Genomic DNA, 22,055 nt, shown 5'->3' on the forward strand with positions numbered 1-22,055 from the left:
CACCGCTGCCTTATAAGCTTAGGTTAATACCAAAATTATAGATCGTCATCGTGGGATATCCCAGCCCGTTTGTTGCATCACCCTCGGGGTCAACACCTTCAATATTGGCTAGCGTAAACAGATTCTGGCCTGAGAAGTACACCCGTACTCCTGTGATGGACAGCGGTTCGAGGATGCGAGTGGGAAGTGAATAGCCGAATTCGAGGTTCCGGAGTTTCAGGTACCGTACGTTGTGCTTCCAAAAAGTACTGTTCCAGTAATTACTATGCGCGCTGTTACCGATCAATGGCATCGGATATTTGCCAGGAATGAGGTCGCTGTTAGGGTCGAAGATATCTCTTAGTCGCCAGCTATCGTCAAAATAAGATTGCGGATTATTGCCCCCATCGTGGAAAGGATTACGCTGTTCCCACTCCTGGTAAAAGGTAAACATGCCGCCTCCTGTAAAATCAAACGCCAGGTTGAATCCTTTCCATGCAAACGAAAAATTGAGTCCGAAATTCAGAACGGGAGTCTCATTCTGCCGATACCCGATCGGCCGTTCGTCCAATCCATTGATCACTTTGTCGCCATTCTGATCGACATATTTAACATCTCCGGGACGGAGCGTCCGATTGCCTTGCCGATCGTTATCAACCGGCCAATTCTGAATTTCTTCCCAACTCTGGAATTGCCCATCGGCTTCAAGTCCCCAATTCAGGTAGCCGAACCGGCGTACCAATGAATTCCGGTATTCGTCCCACGAGTTGCTGAAACGCGGACGATAACGATCCCAGTCGTAAAACCGAGAGTAGGTGATGTTGCCGCCCACCGAATAGTTCAGTTCGCCCGCTCGGTCGGCCCAACGGACCATACCGTCATAACCTTGATGCATATCCGAATTCAGGTTTTCATTGGGTAAGCCAAAGCCCACTTCGCTTGGAATCAATACATCGTATCGGGCCGCAGGCAATCCGGTACGTTCGCGACGGAAATAGTCCAAGGTCACGGTCAACCGATTATTCAGAAATGCCGCGTCCAAGCCGACATCGAACATCTTTGCACGGATCCAGGATAACGTCCGGACCGGTAGGCCACGTGGTCGTGTACCCAGCACATATTTCCCATCGATCACGGCACCGCCCTGTTTATAATTGTATCCCCCCAAATAGTCAAACGCAGAATAAATAGGTACATCATTGATCGTTCCCAAATCATCATCACCGACCAACCCATACGAGGCGCGGACCTTAAAATCATTTGCGATTGTTCCCAGCTTTCCATCTTTCCAGAAATTCTCTTCGGATATACGCCAGCCGATCGACCCACCGGGGAAGAAGCCCCACCGGTCGCCCGGAGGAAATTTCCACGACCCATCGTATCTACCCATAAATTCCAGCAGGTATTTATTGGCGAAGTCGTAATTTGCCTTAAAAATATAACCCAACCGGGCTTCCGGCCGATCCCCCAGATCGTCATACGTATCCATCGACTCGAAATCAATCAACGGCAGATTGTTCGAGACGGGGATGGAATGCACCCATGTGGTCGGTTCATTGATCAGCATCGTTTCCATACCACCGATGACCGCTACGTTGTGGTTTCCGAACACCTTGCTGTAATTGAGCTGCACGTTGGAGTTCATGCGCTCTTCGTGCCCCATCCGCCGCTCACGCCAGGGATTGTTGTTCTGAAAAATAACCGGATAGGTATCCGTGGCTTCGTCATAGCCGTACAATTGATACGTGTATTCGTGATTGTCCAGACGCTGACCGGCGTAGTAATACCCCACCAATGCCTTCGCCTTCAGCCCGTCGATAATAGTATATTCCGCATCGAAGTTAAGTTGCCCCACACGCCAGGTTTCTTGAAATTTTCCGGAGAGGTCGTAATTCAGCCAGGCGAAATTTGTACCCGGGTCATTAGATGTCAACGTCGGATAGGCGGGGTTGTCGTTGGCAAATGGCCGCACGGTAGGCAGGTTACGAAACGTTGCAAAACGGGGCAGCCACAAATCGTCTCCTCCCGGAACACCGGGATTCTGTGTCTTCTCGTAGCGTGCATTAAAACTCCCGCCGACCTTGAACCGTTCGGAAATCTGGGAAGTGATGTTCATCTGTACGTTTGTTCGTTGGAACCCGCCGTAATTTACGATTACGTCATTTTGATTCAGGTGACCTACGCTGAAATAGTAATTGATGTTTTCAGAGCCTCCGGATACGTTGGCATTCAGATAGGTCTGCGGAGAAGTCTCCCAGATGTATTCATACCAGTCGAAAGGCACATAACCCTTTTCGGTGCCCTGCCGCCATTTGTCTAAATCTTCGGCTGAAAACCGATAACTGTCTACGCCCTGAACGGTCTCTGCCTGGATGTATTTCTCGACGTAGGTAACGGCATTCGCTGGTTTCGGGAAAGTGGACAAATCCTGAAAGCCATAATTGGCCGTCACGTTGATGGTATTTTTAGTGTTCCGTTGTCCCCGCTTGGTGTTCACCACCACAACCCCATTTGCTGCGCGCACCCCGTAGATGGATGCCGACGCGTCTTTCAGTACCGAAATAGACTCAATGTCATTAAAATCTAAGTTGTTAAATTGCCCGGCATCCATCTGGACACCGTCCACTACATACAGCGGCGTGCCCATGTTACGGATCTTGAGTGCAGTCTCAGCACCCGGCCTACCGTCTGTTTGCCGTGAGTTCAATCCGGCTACCTTACCGACCAATGCTCCGGACGCGGTTGAGGAAACCGACCGGCTGATATCTTCCGAACTGATCGAAGAGATCGCACTGGTTAATGATTCTTTTTTCTGCTGTAATCCGAAACCGGTCACCACGACTTCCTGCAAGGATTCGGAGCTGACTGTCAGGTCTACGGATACCGTGCTGGCGTTCGCTTCTATATGGACCACGGCTTGGTCATAACCGATAAAAGAGACCAACAGCGAGTCATTTCCTGACGCCACTTCAATGGAAAATGTACCATCTTGCGCACTTGAAGTGGTACGCTGTGTACCAAACGCCTTGATGGTAGCGCCGTCGATAGGAGTCTTCCCTACCGCATCCCGCACCACCCCATTAACGGAGCGAGTTTGGGCCATTGCTATGGATAGTCCCACACACCATAGCAACGTCATTAGTAACGCTTTGTTCATATTTGTTTTGTTTTAATTGTGTACAACCGCTTTTTGACGCCGGTAATTACGTCAGCAATGTTAACCCGAAGCCTGGAGCATTCGGTGGAATCAGCCTGCCCTCCTTAATTTGGTATCCGCTAAGATCTACGTCGTCGCTGGTACTGGTAACCCCCTCGATCGTGACCGTATTTCCAAGCCCTCCTGCTAGATGCGCGGTATAAAATGACTTAAGGAGCGAACCCCAGGCATGGGGCGATGCCTGCACGCCGTACCGGATCAACGAAGGCATGAGTTTGCGCCAATTGGTAAATCCCAATCCCTCGATATCCGTAATATGCACATCCATCAGCTTCTGCTGCATAAGTGTGTCAAGCAATGCCGGATCCGGATCGGCTTCACCCTCCGCGAGCAGGCTGCTCACATTGGCTGCACGCATCCAATCCCGAAGTTTACGATAGTCTGCTACGGTCTCATGGAAAGGCTCTTCGATCCAAAACAGCGGGGTATCGCCGATTCCCTTGAGGTAGGCGATAAATTCATCCACCGTAAAACCGTTGTTTCCATCCACGAGGATCTCGCAATCGGGAAATGCCTTCGCTACGGCTTTTGTTACCTCAATATCCCGGGCCAAGCCTTCTTTTTGCGACATCCACCGGTTACCCCGGCCAATTTTCAACTTAAACTGCCTGTACCCGTACTCGTAGTCGTAGCGGCATTCGTTAAGCACTTTGTCGATGCCGCCCGGCGCATGTGCCGGCTCCAGGTCATCGAAATAAATCATGCCGCTGTAATACTTGGTAGTATAGGGTGTATCCCTACCCAGCAGTGCATATACGGGCTTATTGAGTACCACCCCGGCGAGGTCGTGCAGTGCCATATCGAAAGGCAAATACCGGTCGTCCGAAATGCCGACCGCCAGGTTGAATACATCGGATAATTTCTTTCCCACCAGCTCGGGAACGAGGCGCTGTGCGTCGTTGCGGCCACCACGTAGCGATGCCCACCCGGCGGCTCCTTTATCTGTGGTTAGGACACAGGCATCCAAACGCGGCCCGAAACCATGCACATCCAGTCTCGCATTCTTTCCTACGAAACGAGGATACTGCATCCGTATCGCCCGAAAGCTGATGGACTGGATGGTATGATAAGCAAGTTCATCCTGCATACGGACGTGCGTCTCCGGCTGCAACCACGCAGCAAGGGACGGCTTAGATACCAGACCGAGTGCCAAGCCTGCATGTAGCGCACGGATAAATTCTCGTCGTTTAATCATTTGGTTTGTTTTAATTAGTTTGTTTAATTGGTTTGTGTACTTACTAGATCTGCCTCATCCAGAAAGGGGCGCTGCCCGCCCGCAAAACGTTTTCTTCAAAAATTCAAAGCCTTCACCAGCCAGTTCGTCGGCGCTGGCCGCCAGAGGTCTCCAGATACTGGCTGCCCGAGCCAATTCTTTGGATGGGGCGCCGAATGTTTCAATCACCAGACTTCCCTGATAGCCGATCGTCTGTAAGGCATCTCGGATTCCCAGCCAATCGAGGTGGCCGGTGCCGGGTGTGCCCCGATCATTTTCGTTGGCCTGGATATGCACCAGCCGGTCGCCCAGTTTGAGAATGCTCGCTGGAATATCTTTCTCTTCGATATTGCTGTGAAACGTATCCAACAGAATCTTCAACCGGTCATTCTTAACCTCATCGACCAAAGCAATCGCCTGGTCGATCGTATTGATCATGTCAGTTTCAAAACGATTTAGCGGTTCCAACGCCAAAGTGACCCCCAACACTTCCGCACGCCGCACCGCCAGGTGAAGATTTTCCAGACACCATTCCCGCTCTTGGCGTTTCTGCGCTTCGGAAACCAGCCGGGTCTTGCCCACCGCAGCGTACAGCGGCCCACCGAAAACCGGACTTTCCAGTTCATTCGCTATTTCAAGGCAATCGATGATATAGGAAAGCCCATTCGCCCGGATTTCAGGCCGTTCGCTGGAAATATCCCGGTCCATCCCGAATGCACCGCTCACGGTTACTTTCAGGCCCAGGTTGCGGCAGGTCTTCAGCAAAGCCTCCCAGTCGATCAATTCCCGGTCTTCCACGGCAATCTCAATAACATCGTAGCCAATGTCTTTGGCTTTTTGCAGGATATCAAAAGATGCCGAGGAAAACGGCGAAACCCAAACAAACGTGCTTATTCCTATATCCATTGTTGTTCGTTCACTTACTTATTCAAAACTTGGAATTTCAATCCGGATGCCGCCGTTCATGGCCGACTCATGTGCACAAATACCCGCGCAGGTGTAATTAGCCGCGAGCGCCGCGTCCACGGCTGAATCCCTTCCTTCCACGATGGCCGCCACAAATTCCTGCACCAGGTGTGGGTGCGAGCCACCATGCCCTGCCCCTTGCAGGAAAGACACGTGATTCGGATCGTCTATTTTCTCACGCTTTGTAAAGTCGGCGATTTCCGGTATCAACAGCTCATCGGTATCCGGTACATCCATCCGTTGTGCATTTTCACCACCGTCAAAGATGACATGTTCTTCATCCTGCAGTTGCTCCCACTCAAAAGACATCTTGGTGCCGTATACATCATAACTTTCACGGTACTGGCGCACCACATCAAACAGCGAACGGGTTGCCTCGGCTACCACATCCGAATCCTTCAATTTGAATGTTGCGGTCTCTACCGCATAGGGTGCATTGTAACGGCTGGCCAAATCGTCCGACAGCCTGCCGGAACCATGGCAAACAACCGACTCAGCAATCGTATTATTAATGCGCAGCAACGGCGATATCGCATGGGTACCGTTCAGCATTGGCGGGTATCCTTTCCAATACTCGGCCCACCCTTCCATGCTCATATCCTGAATATGTGAGCCGCGCACGAACTGGATTTTTCCCAGCTGCCCACTTTCCGCCAGCTTCAGCCCGTAGAGGAACTCCCGGGTATACAGCGCCGTCTCCATCATCATGTACACCTTGCCGGCCCGGCGCTTGGCTTCCACAATTGCCTGGCAGTCTTCCACCGTCATGGCCATGGGGATGGTACAAGCCGTGTGTTTATTCGCATTTAGCGAGGCCAGGGTCATCCGGGCATGTTCCGGTACAGGTGTGACGATATGGATGGCATCCACATCGTCCCGTTTTACCACTTCTTCAAAGTCCGTAAAAACAAGATCCTCATCCAGATTGAATTTATCCTTCAATTCATTGAGCGTGTTTTCGTTGCGTGTACAAATGCCGACAGCTTTGATGTTCGGGTGCTTCTGATAGATGGGAATGAATTCTTTCCCGAATCCCATACCGACGATGACGACTGTAATTTTTGACATGTTCTGATTCTTATTTAGCTAATTATAGTTCCCAGTTAGTTCGAAATCCAGTTAATCGCGTTGATTAACAATTTTTTATATGCCTCGTGGTGATGGCTTCGCTCATCATGACCTGTAGTAATCCCGGCAATTTTTGCCTTCCGGTGCTTCACGGTAAATACTCCGGGATAAACGGCGTCGGTTTCTTTGGATTGACCGATGACCAATACCTCAATTCCTTTCGCAGCGGGGTCGGGCACGAACCGATACAGCTCATCGACAAACTCAAATTTGTCGGAAACCCCTTGCGTGATTGGATGTCCGGAATTAACCACAAAGTTTTTTATTTCCTGAAGCTTTTCGTGGCTCTTGCTGCCACCTCCCACATAATTTAGGTTGTAAGCCGGCCAATCTTCCCAATTATACCATACGGCGGCATGCAACAGCAGCAGTCCCTGTCCTTTCTCGATAAATTTGGTAATCGCTGCTTGCCCCTCGGCATTGATCGGTTGATTGTTGGTTAGAATCAAAAGATCCGTTTGTTTTAGATAGACCGGTATGGAATCGGTCTGCTCCGTATACGTCACACTGTATGCACCGGTTGATTCAATCGTTTTTTTATCTTCTTGTCCGTACCAACGGGCAAAATCATGGGATCCGCCACCGCCCACCATCAGGATACGAAGGGGCTTGGTCTGGGCCAAGGCAATTCCGGTGGTCATCAACATCAGGGCAATCCCTGTTAATAGCTTCATCGTGTTATTCATCATCATATAGTTAGTTCATTGTTTTCATTTTACCACTCGCATAATACCATTCATCCCCCGCCAGTGTCCCGGGAACGTGCATAGGTAAGGATAATCGCCGGGCTGGGTCGGTGCCGTAAATTCCAGTGTAAAGCTCTCTCCCGGATTCACCAGTGGCGTATGGTGCAATACTTCGGGAATCGATGGGATGTATTGCTTTTCATAGGCCTCCGACGACCGGAGCATATCATCTGCTGCCTTGCCTACGATTTCCAGCGTTCCCGGCTGTGCAATCAGCAGATTATGCTGCATGCCGTCCGGGTTTTCAAATACCAGCGTGATTCGTTTGCCTGCCGGCACGGTGACCAACTTTTTATCGTATTGCATGATGTCTTTTACCGCTTTCAGCTCAATGCGCGCCGACGGCGTACTGCTTGCAGAATCATCGGCTCCCGTCTGCATGTGACTGGCATGCGACGGCAAACGGTTTGCCTTGCTCAGTCTTACGGTGATATTATCGAAGCCACCGGTAAATCTCGACGGTCCGCCATAATCTGTAAATGCAGATTCATCGTCGAAATCTTCACTTGATCGGAGATGCAACGTCAGGGGTTCAGCGAAGAGATGCATGATCTTCGCTTTGCCCTGGCTGGCCCCATTTATCGATAATTCGATTGCCGCATCGGCCGTCACCTTTGCATCAACCACGAAACTGTTGGGTGCATTTCCCCGCGAGGCAACCGTCGAAGTCTGGCCGTGCTGGTACACTTCAAAAAAAAGCCGGTTATTTTTCATGAACAGTGCATAACCCGCGTCTTTATCGCCCTGGCCTACGATCAAACCGTTATATGGCTCATTGTCTCGCCTCCTCACCTCGGTTTGGATATGGATTTCTTTATTCGATACGTCGGGCGAAAACTGGAAGCGGCTTCGGCGACCGAGTACATACTGTTCGTCGGCTAGCGATTCGAGGATACGCTTGGCAAAATTGCCTGCGGACTGTGCCCCTGTCACATTGAAGAATTCATCTTCATGGCGCGTGATGGCCCCAAACAACGCTTGCGACAACCATGGGTCCTGTTCGTTGACCGAGTCGTCGGTCGCCTTCAGCAAGGCTTCAGCAATTTCCGTCGACACCGGATATTCGGCTAGCTTCACGAACGCTGCCAACCGCGCGTTCAGGCCGGTATCTGCCAGGATACCGCTGCCTAATATTGCGTCTCGGGCTTGATTAGTTACCGGCAATACCTGCACCGCTGCCTTACGTACACCGGCGGTGGGATGATGCAACGATTTTACCACAGCGTCAAATGCCTTTTGGTTTGATCCAATGACATTGAGTCCCTGCAATGTCCAAAGGGCATGGATAGCGGGGGCATTCAGTCCGATCTTATCCTTTTTCTGGTCGAGTGCGATATCGATCAGATCCGCTACCACATCCTCCTGCTGCCGCTCTACCAAGAGGCGTTGGGCATGCATCCGCCAAAATTTATTATTGCTCTTCAGCGCCTTCAGGAGGCCGTTCGCATCATCCTTCGACAGCTTGTGGGGTGTTTTGTGTTTCGCATCTTTATAGATCAATCGATACACCCGTCCGTGTTTCTTGTCACGCAGGTCGCTATCAAAAGCATTGCCGGGGCCGTGCGGTTGCTCAATGAAGGGCAACACCTTATCAGACGGAGCCTGCGCCGGCACGAACACATTGTGCTGGATAATGAAGTTATACCAGTCGAGTACCCAAACGGCGCCATCGGGACCGACTTCCGCATGGATGGGTCCGTACCATTCATCCGAACTGGCCACCAAGTTCCACCCATCGCGCTCCTTGAAGCCCGCGCCATCGGGTTCGATGATCGCCTTGTGTACCAAGCGTACGGTGGGTTCGGTGACAAAGGCTACCTTGTTCCAATATTCTTGCGGATACTCCCTTGCCGTGTACAATTGGTGGCCCGCAGCAGCCGTAAATCCACCAACGACATCCACCTGCCGGAGATTGGGTTGCATGGCATGAACATCGTAGTGCCCGTCTATTTTCTGGATAGCGCTGAGCTGCGATTGACGTTCACGCTCGATTAGCTTACGGGCAAACAACTGTTCTGGCATCGAATAATACCCACTGTGCGTATTGTTTGCTGTAGAGATAAAGACATTGTTATCTTCACTCATGCCAAGCCCCCACGTGTTATTGCTGGTTGTCGCCAGGAATTCAAAATCCGTTCCGTCAGGCTTAAAATGATATACACCTTGGCCGAAAGCCATCCGTTGACCCTCAATGCGACCATTGAAACCCGAATATCCCACAACTCCCCAAATTTTATTATCAAACCCGTATTGCAGGTTCGACGGACCGGAATGTGTATCGCCCTTGCCCCATCCGGTTATCAACGTATCCCACTGATCGGCAACATCGTCACCATCGGTATCTTTCAGGAAAAGAAAATTGGGTGCCATGGCTACAATGATGCCGTCGTTGGCAAACGTAAGGCTCGTGGCGATGTTCAAACTATCTGCAAATACCGTAAACTTATCCGCTACGCCGTCACCATCTGTATCTTCACAGATTTTGATCCGGTCATTTGCCGCACCTTCGATCTCCACAAAATTATTTGGATAATCAATCGTTTCGATTACCCAAAGTCGTCCTTTTTCATCCCAATTCATGGCAATGGGATTAACGATATCAGGCTCCGATGCAAACAGCTTCAATTCGAAACCGATGGGAACCTGCATGAGTTTCATCGATTCTTCAGGAGATAGCGGATCCTGCATCTTGGGCACGAAATGACGTGCCGTGAAGTCAGCGATGGTATCTTCGTAGATACTGACGTTCGGGATGTCCAGTTGTGCCACTAGTCCCATCACTTTATCGCCGATCGCCCATTGCACGCCTTCGCTGACTAGCCTCAGAAAATCCAGACGCTTCCACGTCGACTCATCACTGCCATACGTGGCATGGAAAATGCGGCCACTCCCTTTCACTACTCGCAGTGCCGAGTCTGCTGTTTCGACCCCCGATACGCCATTGGCCGTTGGCGGTTCATTGATGGCTTCTACATACCATGCTGGGGCATTTGCTGCATCCGCTCCAAGAACAATCAATCCGTTTCCGTCATCTACAAAATTCTCCACGGCGTCCGCTTGATCGGTAGAAAGTGAATCTAACCTGGAAAACAGGATAACGCCGTCGTATTGTGCCAGGTCATCTTCGTTTAAATCGTCCCGATCAGACGTATACGTAAGGTTAATCCCGTTTTTAAAGAGTTCAATAGCCAACCATGATGCGTATTTTGCCGATTCAGCCGATGCATCGGTATTTCCCCAAAAAAGAACTTCCGCCCTTCTGGGAAAGTCGCTTGCACAACGGACAAGCGACAGGCAACAGATGCTAATGATGACGCAGGATAATCGGCTCATAATATAGAATTTTACAATTGTTCATTACAAAGGTAGGTTGGAAAGTGTTCGAAAAACCGTGCTATATTATCACTTTATAGTCAAATTATATCATTATATATTACATTTGCAATCATATAAAGATAAATTATGAAGAAAGGCCATGTAATACCCAAAGCGCTCATCCCTGAAAACCGTTCTTTTGTCATACGGAAACAAATTGAGCCCTACTTCGATCCGACCTTCCATTTGCATCCCGAATTCCAGATTTCCTATGTCATGGAAGGCGAAGGAAACCGTTTCGTGGGCGACAGCATAAAACCCTTCAAGGCAAACGACTTAGTCCTGATCGGTCCGAACCTTCCTCATGTTTGGCGCAGCCACAACGCTTATTTTGAAAAAGACAGCCAGCTAAGCACAACAGTAGTAGTCATTTATTTCCATGACTACTTCTTGGGTGAAACTGTCCATGAGCGAGAAGAACTTGAAAGCATCCGGCACTTGTTTCAACGTTCGCAGTGCGGTATCGAGATTACCGGTAATACGCAGAAACAGGTAGGCGAACTGATGGTGGAATTACTGGAACTGAACGGCATCGACAGCATCATCCAGCTATTGAAAATACTGAATACCATCGCGCTTTCAAACGAATGCCACCTGATTACGGATACGCATTCCAAATCCTATAATACGGAAGCCGAAACTGACCGCATGAATAAGGTATACGAGTTTATCATGAACAACTTTCACCGCAAAATCCAATTGGAAGAAGTAGCCTCCATCGCCAGCATGACCTGTACGTCTTTCAGCAGGTACTTCAAATCACGTGTCAACCAATCGTTTTCAGATTTCCTGAAAGAAATACGCATTGAATATGCCTGTAAACTCCTGAAAGAAGATAAAATGAACATCAATCGCATTGGTTACGAATGTGGCTTCCAATCACTGACCAATTTCAATAAACAGTTTAAGATGGTTATCGGAAAACAACCGCACCAATATCGCAACGAATACCAGAAAATGGCGGTGGAATCTTATCACCACTATTCTTGAAACACCGGCGCACCCTGCACCTTTGTACTTGGCGTACCCCCCGAAATCGCCGGCCAGCCGTCCTGCCACGTAATCCTGTCAAGCATCAACATTCGCCGGCTGGCGCCGCTCGGGGCCTTACCACGCATTTTGTCTATGCCGTGATAGATGAACCAGTCCGTTCCCTCGTCGTCGGCAATCAGTCGCGCATTGTGTCCGGGCCCTACGAACTTATCGTTGCCTTTGAGTAACAGCGTTCCCTTACCCCGTTCCGAAATATCGTCGCCATTTTGGTCCAAGTAAGGTCCTTTCAAGTTTTCAGCCCGCGCCACCAGCACGTGGTATCGGCTGTTAGCACCCTCACAGCAGCTCCCCTTCGAGCCAAAGAAATAATAATATTCATCTCGTCTATGGATCATTACAGCCTCAAAATCGCCAGCCGCGATTTTGAATTTCCGGCTCAAATCCGGTACAGACAGGCCGTCATCTGACAGGGGTACACCATAGGTGCCTTGCGTGGGAGCATTACTGAAACTACCCCAAAAGATGTATTTTTCACCTGCTTCTTCAAAATAAAACGGATCGATCGAATTGGGAACATCCACTTCTTCGCTCGTAAACAGTTTACCGTGATCAATAAATGGCCCTGTAGGTTTCTCCGCCACCGCCACGCCGATACCCGGATTGGGATCGCCCCAAGTGGAGTACGCATAATAGAGGTAATACCTTCCATTTATCACGTTCACATCAGGTGCCCAAAGCCCCCCATTATCCTTCCACGTGGGCTTGCTGGAAAACGCTTGTCCTACCACCTTCCAATCTACCAGATTGGTTGACTGCAAAATCGGCATCAGTCGGCTACCCTGTCCGTCACCCCAGTTGTCCTGTGTGCCGTATGCATAAAAATAGCCCGATTGTGGATCGCGGATGACTGTCGGATCGGCAAGGATCGGCTCGAAAACAGGATTCACATAGGTGCTTTGCGCATCGGCTGGCGGTTGCTGCTCATCTGGATGTGGGTTGTCCGGCGATTTAACACAGCCTATCAATGCGAAAAAAACTGCGAAAATTGGATTTCCGATTATAGTTAGTATCATCCTCAACGATTTTAAATTCTACTGTCAATCTGCAACTAGTTGCCTTACAGGTTTAATGACCTCGTTGCCTTTCACTCGAAATTTGTAAAGGCCTGCTTCCGCATCCCACTGCTTAGTTATGGGAACGATCCGTGTCCTCCGTGGACCTACTTGCTGCTGATCAAAGTGAACGTGGTATACATAATACAAGTGACCGTCTAACCCTTCAAACAAATCTCCATGCCCAGAACCGTTTTCACCCACAATAGAACGATGAAGGATCGGGCTGTCTTTTTGCTTGACCCAAGGCCCGTATGGAGAATCGGCTACTGCGTAGCCAACCGCGTAATCGATATTGCGAAAGTGGTTGGCCGAATAAAACAGGTAATATTTATTGGCTAATTTGATAACAGTGGGGCCTTCCATGATCGGTGCCGACTCATAAGCAGGCGTGGCTTCCCAAGGTTCCGTTTGGTCAAAGCATTTGCGTAATGTTTCGGGCTTGATCTTGCCTTTTTCCAAATCAAATTCAGCCACCCATAGGTAATTACCTCCACCGAATCGAACGTGATATAGATAATAGGTACCATCATCATCTTTGAAAATGTAGGAGTCAATGTTTTTCTCAGTGCCGTCAATCGGTGCGATTTCCTTTTGAGTATAGGGCCCCAATATAGCTGTTGATTGCGCCAATACCGTTTGCTCATCGGCCGTATATGTCAAATAATAGGTGCTCTCTGCCTTGAACAGTTGCGGTGCCCAGAAGCCCCGGGTACCGAAGGCGCGATCGCCTTCGGTGAGGATCTTATATACCGGATCTTCTGCTCCCGCGGGCGGAGTCCAGGTTTTCAGATCGCTCGATACCAAAATCGAAAAACCGGACGCCTCTTTTCCAGTTCCTCCTGTTCCGGTCAGGTAATATTGACCGTTTTCGATATAGATCGTCGGATCTGCAAAAAACAGCTCCTGCTTTTCCTGCGCGGCTAATTGCACGGACGAGATTAACAGTATCGTGATTAAGATAACAGCATAAGAAAGGCAGATTTTCATTTTTGATTAGTTAACGATTAATTTCGGTGTGATATAATTCTCGTCGATGACCATAACCTGTTCACCATCTAGCTCTTCGAATGACACGGAACTAATGTTCATGTATCGGGGATGAATCGACGAAGTACTGCGGTGCGAATGAAAGACAATACGTAATTTCCCTTCTTTGTCCGTAAACATTGCACTATGGCCTACACCTACCAATTCGCCCGGTTTTTGCAGGATCGGATTACCGACATGCTTGGTCCAAGGACCGGTTACTTGGTCGGCCGTTGCATAACCTATCCCGTAAAATGGACTTTCATAGCTATTGGCCGAATACGTCATATAGTATTTATCGTTATGTCGCATCACATAGGGTCCTTCGTTTACCCGTGGCCATACCTCTTCCCACTCTTGAGAAACGTGGATACACTTCTTCATGGTTTCCATCCGTACGGTCATCAAGTCGTCCTCCAATTCAGCAACCCATATATTCAACCCGTCATTGAATCGGTCGAAAAACAAGTAGGGTTTCCCATCTCGATCGATAAACAGTGAGTTATCAATGCATTTTTCTCCTTCGATCATTGGTTTTTTCTGAATCTGTTTAAAGGGACCTAACGGATGATCACTCGTTGCGACACAAATGTGTTCATCTGCTGAATAATACATATAGAATGTACCATCCACAACGTATACCTCAGGTGCCCAAAACCAACGATCACCCCATGAATTCTGCTTACTTAAAGCCAATCGATTGCCGGGCACCCGCTCCCATGACAACAGATCTTGCGAGACAAATACGCCGATACCATCTTCCTCAGAAGTGCCGTATGCATAATAGGTACCTTCGTGCAGGAGAATGAATGGATCGCCCAAAAAGACGTAGGTCTCCACAAAGCCTGGCTTTTCCGGCGATTCAGGCTGCACTCCCGAATCGCTGGAAGAGCAGGCCAATATACTGAAAGCAATACTTAGGATAACAAAAAGAAAATATTTCATAGCTATTGTGATGGGCTTACTTTGGTAAGGTACTTAATTCGTCGTTTACGATTCCAAACCGGCTTACTAAGGTATCGTATTCTTCTTTTGAAATCGTAATCATACAACCATGACGCACGGACTCCGGCAAGCTGTATTTATCCCAATCTGCGTGGAACGTATATCCCGACGCTTGGTACCAAGGACCATTCAAATGATCGGCAATGGATAACCCATAGGAAACACCGGGATATTGTTCATAATATAGATACCAAATTTGATTATCGGGTGAGGGAATCAACATGGGCGCTTCCCTGAAATTAGGACTGACCGGCGGTGACGGCTCAGAATAAGGACCTATGAGCGAAGGCGATCGTGAAATGCGAATCGTTTTCCCAGTAGGCCAATACAACGTCGGATACGTTTCGTCCTTAATGACGGCATAATAATGCCCCCCTATTTTCCGGATGAATACATCGATCGTACCCATATCCCAATCAAATAATTTAACAGGATGATCTGAAAATGTTTTTAGATCTTTTGACAACACATAAAGTGTTCGCTGGCTTGCCCAATACCGTTCGGGGTCTTCTTTGGTCCCTTCCTTGTGCGGGGTATGCCATGTAAGGATATACTGTTGGGTGGACGCATCAAAATAAAGCTTCGGAGCACCTATTCGTTGCAATGCATGTGCATAGTCAGGAGTGCTTCGCAGATCAGGTGTATACGTATGGTGTTTTTCCCATTTTATGAGATCCTGAGAAACCCAGATATCAATAGCTGGCGAAGCATCGTTCGTATTCCCAACCAGGTAGTACCGGCCGTCATGGCCTTTACAGATGTCGGGATGACCACGATAGTCATCGAACACTCTTTTTTTTTCATTTAAGGCATACCAGTGCAGGCCATCCACACTGACCGAATAATATAACCGGCCATAATCCTGATGGGTCATGTGAGCAAATAGATAAGCTTGGTTCACCGCGTCTTCTACACGGTGAACCTGACCCGGTGGATTCGGTTGTTGCCCCATGCTTTTCACGGAGGCCGTTACAACCGATGCCAAAACCAAAATAGTCTTTATGATAATTCCGTTAAATCTATGCATTACCTTAATAATTCGGATTCTGTGTCAACTTGCCATCACTGTTATCTACTTCAATCTGCGGAATAGGTAACCGTTTATGCTTATCGACGATGAAGTTATTGAAATCGGCATCCCTTGATTTCAACTCGTCAATCCCTGTTTGCGTATCCAGCAATCCCCAACGCTTCAAATCCGCCCAACGCCACCCTTCAAAACACAACTCTAATGCTCGTTCCATCTGCAGCCGTTTCAAAAACGCTTCCTTTGAGTTTAACGCACTTGCAAACACGCTGTTCTGTAACGTTGGCAGGTTGGTAGACGGGCGACGACGAACTTTGTCGACATACACGGCCGCCTCTTCCGGCGAACCACCTGTTTCCACGATACATTCCGCATACATCAATAACACATCTGCATATCGGATAAGCCGGTAATTGTTGGGTGCAAAGTAATCTTCCCGATCACGATAGTACCCAGTCGAATATTTCCGGATGAATAGGTGATCGCCCCAAGCGCCATCATCCCACTGCCTGCCGTAAATCAACGGGTTTTCGTCGGGGAAATCCGCCGGACTGCTTTTGTAATACAGGTTATGGTATAAGCGGATGTCGTTATCGCCATCGAGGTTCTTTTCGCGTTTATATTCGCCGACCAGCCAAGCGCGTGCTTTACCATCCTGCCAACCGATTCCACCGGGCGCATAAAACTGGGTGCGCTGGAAGCCGGTAGCCATTGAGGCATCGTTGCCTGTACCGCCCTTATTTTCGTCGTTAAACTGGATCTCGAATACGCTTTCTTTGTTATTTTCATTGTAATGGGTAAAGTTGTCCATGTAGTCATCCATTAGCCCATACAGCGAGTTCTCACGGTCTATTAGCCATTGCAATTCCGACTTGGCTTCTGCAAATTTATGTTGTTGCATGTACGCTTTAGCCAGTAACGCTTTGGCCGCACCCGCCGTTGCCCGGCCCCTGTTCTCTGCATCCCATGCATCGGGCAACTTGGCAGCAGCACTGGTTAAATCTGCTTCCACCTGTGCCCAAAGTTCGGCTGCTGGCACTTCTTCGGGTTTATAACTCCCGTCCTTGGGTTCCAATACCAACGCACCCTTTTCCCAAAGTGTTGCGATTTGGAAATACCATAGCGCTCGCAGAAATTCTGCTTGTCCGATTACGCGATCTTTGTCGGTGGAGTTTTCAAACGGAATTTCCGGGACATACGTAAGCACTTGGTTGGCGCGGTATATACTCACGTAAAAATCTTCCCAATGCACATTATTTCCTTCCCAGAAATTATAATTCACGTAGTTGAACCGCGTCCAATCGGCCAGTTCATTCCACGGACTGGTGCTCCAACCTTCGTCAGATGTCAGATCATACCTGAACGATAGCCAGCGCATCCACGTACCTTCCTTATAAAACCGGCTATATGCGGCATTCAACCCTTTCTGTGCATCGTCTTCTGTTTTCCAGAACGTACCCGTCGTGGGTTCATTGGGATTTTCGATATTCAGTAAATCGTGGCTACAACTTGTATAAATCAAGGCAGCGAGTAGCCCACATAGTATGATATTAATTCTTTTCATCATCGTCAATTTAAAACAGGTTAGTCACTAGAAACTTAACTGCAGGCCTGCCATCACCGTCCGCGGGTTGGGGAATGCCATGTTGTCGGTACCCCGGTCCCACACGCTGGTGTTGATAAAATCCGGGTCTAGCCCTTTGTACTTGGTCAGTGTCAGCAAGTTGTTTCCGCTTATGAATATCCGCAGGCCACCGAGGTTCAGGCGAGCCAATGTTGCCTTGTCAAATGTGTAGCCCAATTGAACATTGCGTAACCGCAGGTAAGAACCGTCTTCCAGCCATAGGTCGCTATCTCCCCTGGTATTGCGCACATCGCCGTAGATAATACGCGGGAAATCGCTGTTTGGATTTTCCTGATAAGGTTCATGTCCCTTTTCGAAGCGGATATAGTTTGAATTGTCGGAAAAAAAGCGCCCCTGCCGTATACCGCCGTTAAGCACATCGTTGCCAAACTGGCCATTCCAAAACATGGAAAAGTCGAAGTTCTTCCAATTCACGCCGGCGTTTACCGATACCAAGGCATCGGCCCACGGATCGCCCACGATCTGTCTGTCGTTGGTCGTAATCTGTCCGTTATCGTCGGTATCAATGTACTTCAGATCGCCCAATTGCGGCCTTTTGCCTTCAATGGTGATCGGAACTCCCTGGGTGTTTACATATGCATCGATATCGGCTTGTGAACGAAAAAGTCCATCGGTTTTGAGTAAGTAGTATTCACCCAGCGAGCGGCCGATTTCGCTGCGCGTCTGGCCGGTATAAAACACTTCGTTGCCATAGCCCAGTTCAAGAATGGTATTCTTCTGTGTCGTAAAGTTTGCACCTACGGTGTAGCTAACATTCCCAACTTTATCCCGCCAGGTAGCCGAAAGCTCCACACCCGTATTCCGGAGACTTGCCGCATTAGCCAACGGAGCACCGCCTTGATTACCAGTGGTCATCGAAATCTGCATACCGGTCAGGATATCAACGGTCTTCGAATTGTAGTATTCGGCCACTAATGCCAAGCGATTCGACAATACGGTGGCGTCTATTCCGATATTGGTCTGCTCATTCTTTTCCCACCGCAGGTTTTCGTTGACAATCTTCACTTGGGTGGCACCATTCACGATCTGTTGATTATCGCCGAAAATAGTAATAATATTGGGATTGATGGTTCCCAGGTAATTCCAGTCGCCATCGATGGCGGCATTACCCAATTGGCCGTAGTTGGCCCGTAGTTTCAGGTCATTGATCCACGGGACGTTGAAAAACCGCTCGCCGCTGATCCGCCAGGCGCCGGATACCGAATAGAAATTATCCCATCGATTTGTGGGGCTTAGCTTGGACGAACCATCCCGTCTGAATGTGAACGTGGCATAGTACCTATCGTCGAAGTTATAATTTGCACGTCCCAAATAAGAGAGTAAGACAGACTCGCCAATGCTGTTCCAGTTGGTTTGATTGCTTTGGCCCGCGTTGAGCACCGTGAAATATTCCCCGCCCAAAAATGGAAACTTCAGCCGTTGAGCACCAACATCTTCAAAATAATAATGCTGATAGGTTAGTCCCGCTACAGCATCAACATGATGTTTGCCAAAATCCTCATTGAAATCGAGTGTGTGTTCAATAAGCTCTGTGGTCCGCTTTATCCGGTTTTTCTGTCCGGTAGGATCGCGGTACTCTTGATTCATTGTCCAGTTACCTTCTTTTCGAAAATACCGGTATTCATCGAACGTGTAATCTATGCCGGCATTGAGTTTGTACTTGAGGTAATCGGTAATCCGTACTTCCCCCCAAAATGTACCCCGCAACCGATAAATCTTCGTATTGGTATCTTCCAGCTCTTCCCGGGCGATTGGATTGGTACCGAAAGTCCGTGCATTGGCTTCGCTGCCATAGCCAAACCCGCCCAGATTATCGGGATCATAGACAGGGATCGTCGGCACCATCCGGACAATGTCTATATATGAGCTCGTCTGCAGCGGATCGCGGTCAGTCTGAGCAAAATTGAACGTCTGACCGAACGAGAACCTTCCCTTCGTACCCGCTGTATTTACACGGAAGGTGTAACGGTCAAACGAGTTGCCATACATCATTCCCTCGTTGTTATAATAACCGCCGGAAACGAAGTAGTTCCCCGCCTTTCCGCCACCCGACAATGAAACGTTGTAATCCTGCACGAGCGCTGTCTTCATGGTTTCCTTTTGCCAATCGGTATCAAAGTTGCGGTGATCCTGCAGCGTCCCACTCCAGGTGCCATCTTTTATCCCCTCACGATAGGCCATGTCATTATACTTCTTGAATTCCTCAGCGTTCATCAAGTCATATTTAGGCGACCAATCAAACGATTCGCGCACGGAAAAATCAACTATGGCAGGGCCTTCCTTCCCCTTTTTTGTAGTCACGATAATCACGCCGTTCGCAGCCCGAGATCCGTAGATCGCCGCCGCCGAGGCATCTTTCAGTATCTGGATAGATTCCACGTCATTGGGATTGAAATCAGCACCGCCCGATGTAATCATGCCATCGATGACCCACAAAGGATCGTTATTCTGGAGCGTTCCAATCCCCCGAATCTCGATCGTCGCATCACTCCCCGCATTACCGGTATTCCGTATATTCACGCCTGTAGCGAGTCCTTGAATGGACTGCCCGATCGTGCTTGCCCCCACCTTGGCCATCTCCCGCGTATCAATAACAGATACCGCTCCGGTCAAGTCCTTTTTCTTTACGCTGCCATAGCCAATGACAACCACCTCCTCCAGTTCTTCCAAACTGGCCTGCATGGTGACATTCAACTGTTGCCCTGCAGTGGCCGTAATCTCCTGCGATTCATACCCCACCAGGGAGAAAACCAGCACCGCATTGCTGGCGGGTATCGAGATGGAAAAACGACCATCGTCCGCTGTTGAAGTCGCCACGTCACTGTCTTTCACCTTCACCGTGATGTCTTCCAACGGGTTCCCATCGACGTCGGCAACACGTCCGGTCACGGCTGACTGCTGAGACGCGACAATGACGGCCGCCCCATGCGCCATGGATGCCCGCGAGTTTACCCCGTAGGCGCTTGTTGATGTACCGAAACAAGCGATCAGAAAAGCCATCGCCTTGAAATGCTTCAGCACATAAGTCATGTTTGTTACGTGTGTATTCATATCATAACTATTAATTGGTTAACTATGCGTTCAGCAACTACCTATTTGTTAGAAGTTGTTTAATCAACTGGACCTCTTCCTGCTTGTACGGAGTACCGTCTCTCCTGAAAATATCGTGGAACCACAACGGCGGCTCAGCAGTGTACGTTTTCGTCCAGCTATCCCACGGGTAGATGGTCTGCGTCTTGCCGTCTACAAATCCCCAGTTAATCATGGCTACGTTGTATTTCTTGGCTATAGGCAGAAATCCGGCGAATGTGCTACCGTTCGGCCGCGCCATGTACTCTGTGCATAAAAGCGGCTTGCCATAGCGTTGGAGTTGCTGAATACGCTTTTCGAAATCCTCGGGCGTATCGTAGTTGTGGAAACTGATCACATCCGATTGCTCAATCTGCAGCCGCTCGATCGGTTTCAACGTACTGTCTGACGACCAGTCGCCGGCCCAGACACCCGAGGTCAACGGCTGTGACGGATCTGCCGACCGCGCCCATTCGAATACTTGCTCCAACAGGGGCAATACATACGACACCTTATCCTTGATTTCCACGGCTTCGTATGAGGGGCCTGTCATGTTATCCGGCTCGTTCCACACGTCCCAGCCCAAAATCCGTTCGTCATTGGCGAAATGTGAAACAATGCCTTTCACATAGCGTTCCAAACGGGGATACTGCGCAGAATCTTTTAATGCATGCTGCCCGGGACTCTGCACCCATCCCGAATTGTGTACGTGTGGCTTGGGGGCACGCTGCTTTCCAGATACTGGAAATGGATCCCAGCAGGAATCAAAAAAAACAAACAATGGCCGGATACCGTGTTTGTCTGCCAATCGCAAGAAATGGTCTATGCGATCGATAAATCTTGCTGAATCCTGTTGGTAAGCCAGATCATGCAGGTACACCCTAGCCGTGTTCATTCCGAGCCCTTCAGCCCAACCCAATTCCTTGTCAATGGTTTCGGGATCAAAGGTCTCTTCCTGCCACATTTCCAATTGATTAATTGCAGTAGCAGGTGTATAGTTAGGGCCCACCAGCCAACCCTGCCGGGCATACCACGTGTTGGCTTCTTCGGCCGTCCAGATACCGCGTTTTGAATCGCTGTCAACGCGTTCTTTTGGATTATTACAGCCTGAAAATAAACAGGCAGATACTACTAGAAAAAATAAAGATGTTCTGAAAAATCCCATTGTAATTGGTCTCATCATTGGTTATCATTTAGGCATCTTGCCCTCCTCAATTACAAAGGACGTTATTACAGGCGCTGGATGTGATACCAATTTGTTTCAATTTTTCCTTATTTTGTCTCACTAAATTGTTTACCCTAACTGTTTCCCTGCTTAGTACTAAAGTCTGCCGCGACCCGAAGGATAATAAATATCTAGAACTTGCAGTAGCCGCCAACGCATCTTGTATCGTTACCGGCGATCAAGATTTACTTGTTTTAAATCCTTTCCGAAATATTCCAATTTTAACTTCCGCTGATTTTCTAGCACAATTTTAAGCATCAATAGCAAACGAAAGATCGTATGCAATGTAGCGTGGCGAGGATATTGCAAATTTACCGCTATCTTTG

15 protein-coding genes are annotated in these 22,055 nt (G+C 48.9%); 2 read left to right on the forward strand and 13 right to left on the reverse strand.

The window, feature by feature from the left end; all coding sequences use genetic code 11:
- Window positions 1-10: 10 nt before the first annotated feature.
- Genes BMZ56_RS15280 through BMZ56_RS15305 form a run of 6 tightly spaced genes read right to left on the reverse strand, consistent with a single transcriptional unit; the run spans window position 11 to window position 10,582 of the window.
- Window positions 11-3,136: a SusC/RagA family TonB-linked outer membrane protein gene (locus tag BMZ56_RS15280; protein WP_090628170.1), complete on the reverse strand. Its 3,126-nt coding sequence runs from the start codon at window positions 3,134-3,136 to the stop codon at window positions 11-13.
- A gap of 46 nt (window positions 3,137-3,182) precedes the next feature.
- Window positions 3,183-4,391, reverse strand: a complete 1,209-nt coding sequence (locus BMZ56_RS15285) for an enolase C-terminal domain-like protein (protein ID WP_218146577.1) — start codon at window positions 4,389-4,391, stop codon at window positions 3,183-3,185.
- 54 nt (window positions 4,392-4,445) lie between these two features.
- Entirely contained in the window at window positions 4,446-5,315 is an 870-nt protein-coding gene (locus tag BMZ56_RS15290; RefSeq protein ID WP_090628172.1) for a sugar phosphate isomerase/epimerase family protein, read from the reverse strand.
- An 18-nt stretch (window positions 5,316-5,333) separates the two neighbouring features.
- Window positions 5,334-6,443 carry a Gfo/Idh/MocA family protein gene (locus tag BMZ56_RS15295; protein WP_090628174.1) on the reverse strand — a complete coding sequence of 370 codons (1,110 nt, stop codon included), beginning with the start codon at window positions 6,441-6,443 and terminating at the stop codon, window positions 5,334-5,336.
- Window positions 6,444-6,478: 35 nt separating this feature from the next.
- Entirely contained in the window at window positions 6,479-7,195 is a 717-nt protein-coding gene (locus BMZ56_RS15300) for a ThuA domain-containing protein (protein ID WP_090628175.1), read from the reverse strand.
- An 18-nt stretch (window positions 7,196-7,213) separates the two neighbouring features.
- The gene (locus BMZ56_RS15305; protein WP_090628177.1) at window positions 7,214-10,582 is read right to left on the reverse strand and encodes a PVC-type heme-binding CxxCH protein; all 3,369 of its coding nucleotides are present in this window, start codon (window positions 10,580-10,582) and stop codon (window positions 7,214-7,216) included.
- Window positions 10,583-10,711: 129 nt separating this feature from the next.
- On the opposite strand from BMZ56_RS15305, the gene BMZ56_RS15310 reads away from it, so the two are divergent.
- Window positions 10,712-11,614: an AraC family transcriptional regulator gene (locus tag BMZ56_RS15310; protein WP_090628179.1), complete on the forward strand. Its 903-nt coding sequence runs from the start codon at window positions 10,712-10,714 to the stop codon at window positions 11,612-11,614.
- Here BMZ56_RS15310 and BMZ56_RS15315 read toward each other — a convergent pair.
- From BMZ56_RS15315 to BMZ56_RS15345, 7 genes are read right to left on the reverse strand one after another with little or no spacing between them, the layout of a single operon-like run.
- Window positions 11,605-12,690: a family 43 glycosylhydrolase gene (locus tag BMZ56_RS15315; RefSeq protein WP_090628180.1), complete on the reverse strand. Its 1,086-nt coding sequence runs from the start codon at window positions 12,688-12,690 to the stop codon at window positions 11,605-11,607. The two genes, BMZ56_RS15310 and BMZ56_RS15315, sit on opposite strands and share 10 nt — an antisense overlap.
- Before the next feature lie 24 nt (window positions 12,691-12,714).
- Window positions 12,715-13,719 (reverse strand): glycoside hydrolase family 43 protein, encoded by a 1,005-nt coding sequence (locus BMZ56_RS15320; protein WP_090628182.1) that lies wholly within the window; start codon window positions 13,717-13,719, stop codon window positions 12,715-12,717.
- Between the two features lie 6 nt (window positions 13,720-13,725).
- Complete coding sequence (locus tag BMZ56_RS15325) at window positions 13,726-14,703, reverse strand: glycoside hydrolase family 43 protein (protein ID WP_090628183.1); 978 nt, start codon at window positions 14,701-14,703, stop codon at window positions 13,726-13,728.
- A 16-nt stretch (window positions 14,704-14,719) separates the two neighbouring features.
- On the reverse strand, window positions 14,720-15,790 hold the full coding sequence (locus BMZ56_RS15330; RefSeq protein WP_218146578.1) for a glycoside hydrolase family 43 protein: 1,071 nt from the start codon (window positions 15,788-15,790) through the stop codon (window positions 14,720-14,722).
- 4 nt (window positions 15,791-15,794) lie between these two features.
- Window positions 15,795-17,357: a RagB/SusD family nutrient uptake outer membrane protein gene (locus tag BMZ56_RS15335; RefSeq protein ID WP_245893254.1), complete on the reverse strand. Its 1,563-nt coding sequence runs from the start codon at window positions 17,355-17,357 to the stop codon at window positions 15,795-15,797.
- Between the two features lie 24 nt (window positions 17,358-17,381).
- Window positions 17,382-20,486 carry a SusC/RagA family TonB-linked outer membrane protein gene (locus BMZ56_RS15340; protein WP_090628187.1) on the reverse strand — a complete coding sequence of 1,035 codons (3,105 nt, stop codon included), beginning with the start codon at window positions 20,484-20,486 and terminating at the stop codon, window positions 17,382-17,384.
- A gap of 37 nt (window positions 20,487-20,523) precedes the next feature.
- Entirely contained in the window at window positions 20,524-21,687 is a 1,164-nt protein-coding gene (locus BMZ56_RS15345) for a glycoside hydrolase 5 family protein (protein WP_245893255.1), read from the reverse strand.
- 62 nt (window positions 21,688-21,749) lie between these two features.
- On the opposite strand from BMZ56_RS15345, the gene BMZ56_RS26185 reads away from it, so the two are divergent.
- Entirely contained in the window at window positions 21,750-21,983 is a 234-nt protein-coding gene (locus BMZ56_RS26185) for a putative toxin-antitoxin system toxin component, PIN family (RefSeq protein WP_369678704.1), read from the forward strand.
- Window positions 21,984-22,055: the final 72 nt, after the last annotated feature.

Source organism: Parapedobacter indicus, assembly GCF_900113765.1.
Taxonomy (GTDB): Bacteria; Bacteroidota; Bacteroidia; order Sphingobacteriales; family Sphingobacteriaceae; genus Parapedobacter; species Parapedobacter indicus.

Coding starts and splice junctions, on each gene's coding strand:
- BMZ56_RS15335 (WP_245893254.1), bottom strand. CDS start 17,357: ATGATGAAAAGAATTAATATCATACTATGTGGGCTACTCGCTGCCTTG.
- BMZ56_RS15325 (WP_090628183.1), bottom strand. CDS start 14,703: ATGAAATATTTTCTTTTTGTTATCCTAAGTATTGCTTTCAGTATATTG.
- BMZ56_RS15305 (WP_090628177.1), bottom strand. CDS start 10,582: ATGAGCCGATTATCCTGCGTCATCATTAGCATCTGTTGCCTGTCGCTT.
- BMZ56_RS15300 (WP_090628175.1), bottom strand. CDS start 7,195: ATGATGATGAATAACACGATGAAGCTATTAACAGGGATTGCCCTGATG.
- BMZ56_RS15285 (WP_218146577.1), bottom strand. CDS start 4,391: ATGATTAAACGACGAGAATTTATCCGTGCGCTACATGCAGGCTTGGCA.
- BMZ56_RS15295 (WP_090628174.1), bottom strand. CDS start 6,443: ATGTCAAAAATTACAGTCGTCATCGTCGGTATGGGATTCGGGAAAGAA.
- BMZ56_RS15345 (WP_245893255.1), bottom strand. CDS start 21,687: ATGATGAGACCAATTACAATGGGATTTTTCAGAACATCTTTATTTTTT.
- BMZ56_RS15340 (WP_090628187.1), bottom strand. CDS start 20,486: ATGAATACACACGTAACAAACATGACTTATGTGCTGAAGCATTTCAAG.
- BMZ56_RS15290 (WP_090628172.1), bottom strand. CDS start 5,315: ATGGATATAGGAATAAGCACGTTTGTTTGGGTTTCGCCGTTTTCCTCG.
- BMZ56_RS15320 (WP_090628182.1), bottom strand. CDS start 13,719: ATGAAAATCTGCCTTTCTTATGCTGTTATCTTAATCACGATACTGTTA.
- BMZ56_RS15330 (WP_218146578.1), bottom strand. CDS start 15,790: ATGCATAGATTTAACGGAATTATCATAAAGACTATTTTGGTTTTGGCA.
- BMZ56_RS15315 (WP_090628180.1), bottom strand. CDS start 12,690: ATGATACTAACTATAATCGGAAATCCAATTTTCGCAGTTTTTTTCGCA.
- BMZ56_RS15280 (WP_090628170.1), bottom strand. CDS start 3,136: ATGAACAAAGCGTTACTAATGACGTTGCTATGGTGTGTGGGACTATCC.
- BMZ56_RS15310 (WP_090628179.1), top strand. CDS start 10,712: ATGAAGAAAGGCCATGTAATACCCAAAGCGCTCATCCCTGAAAACCGT.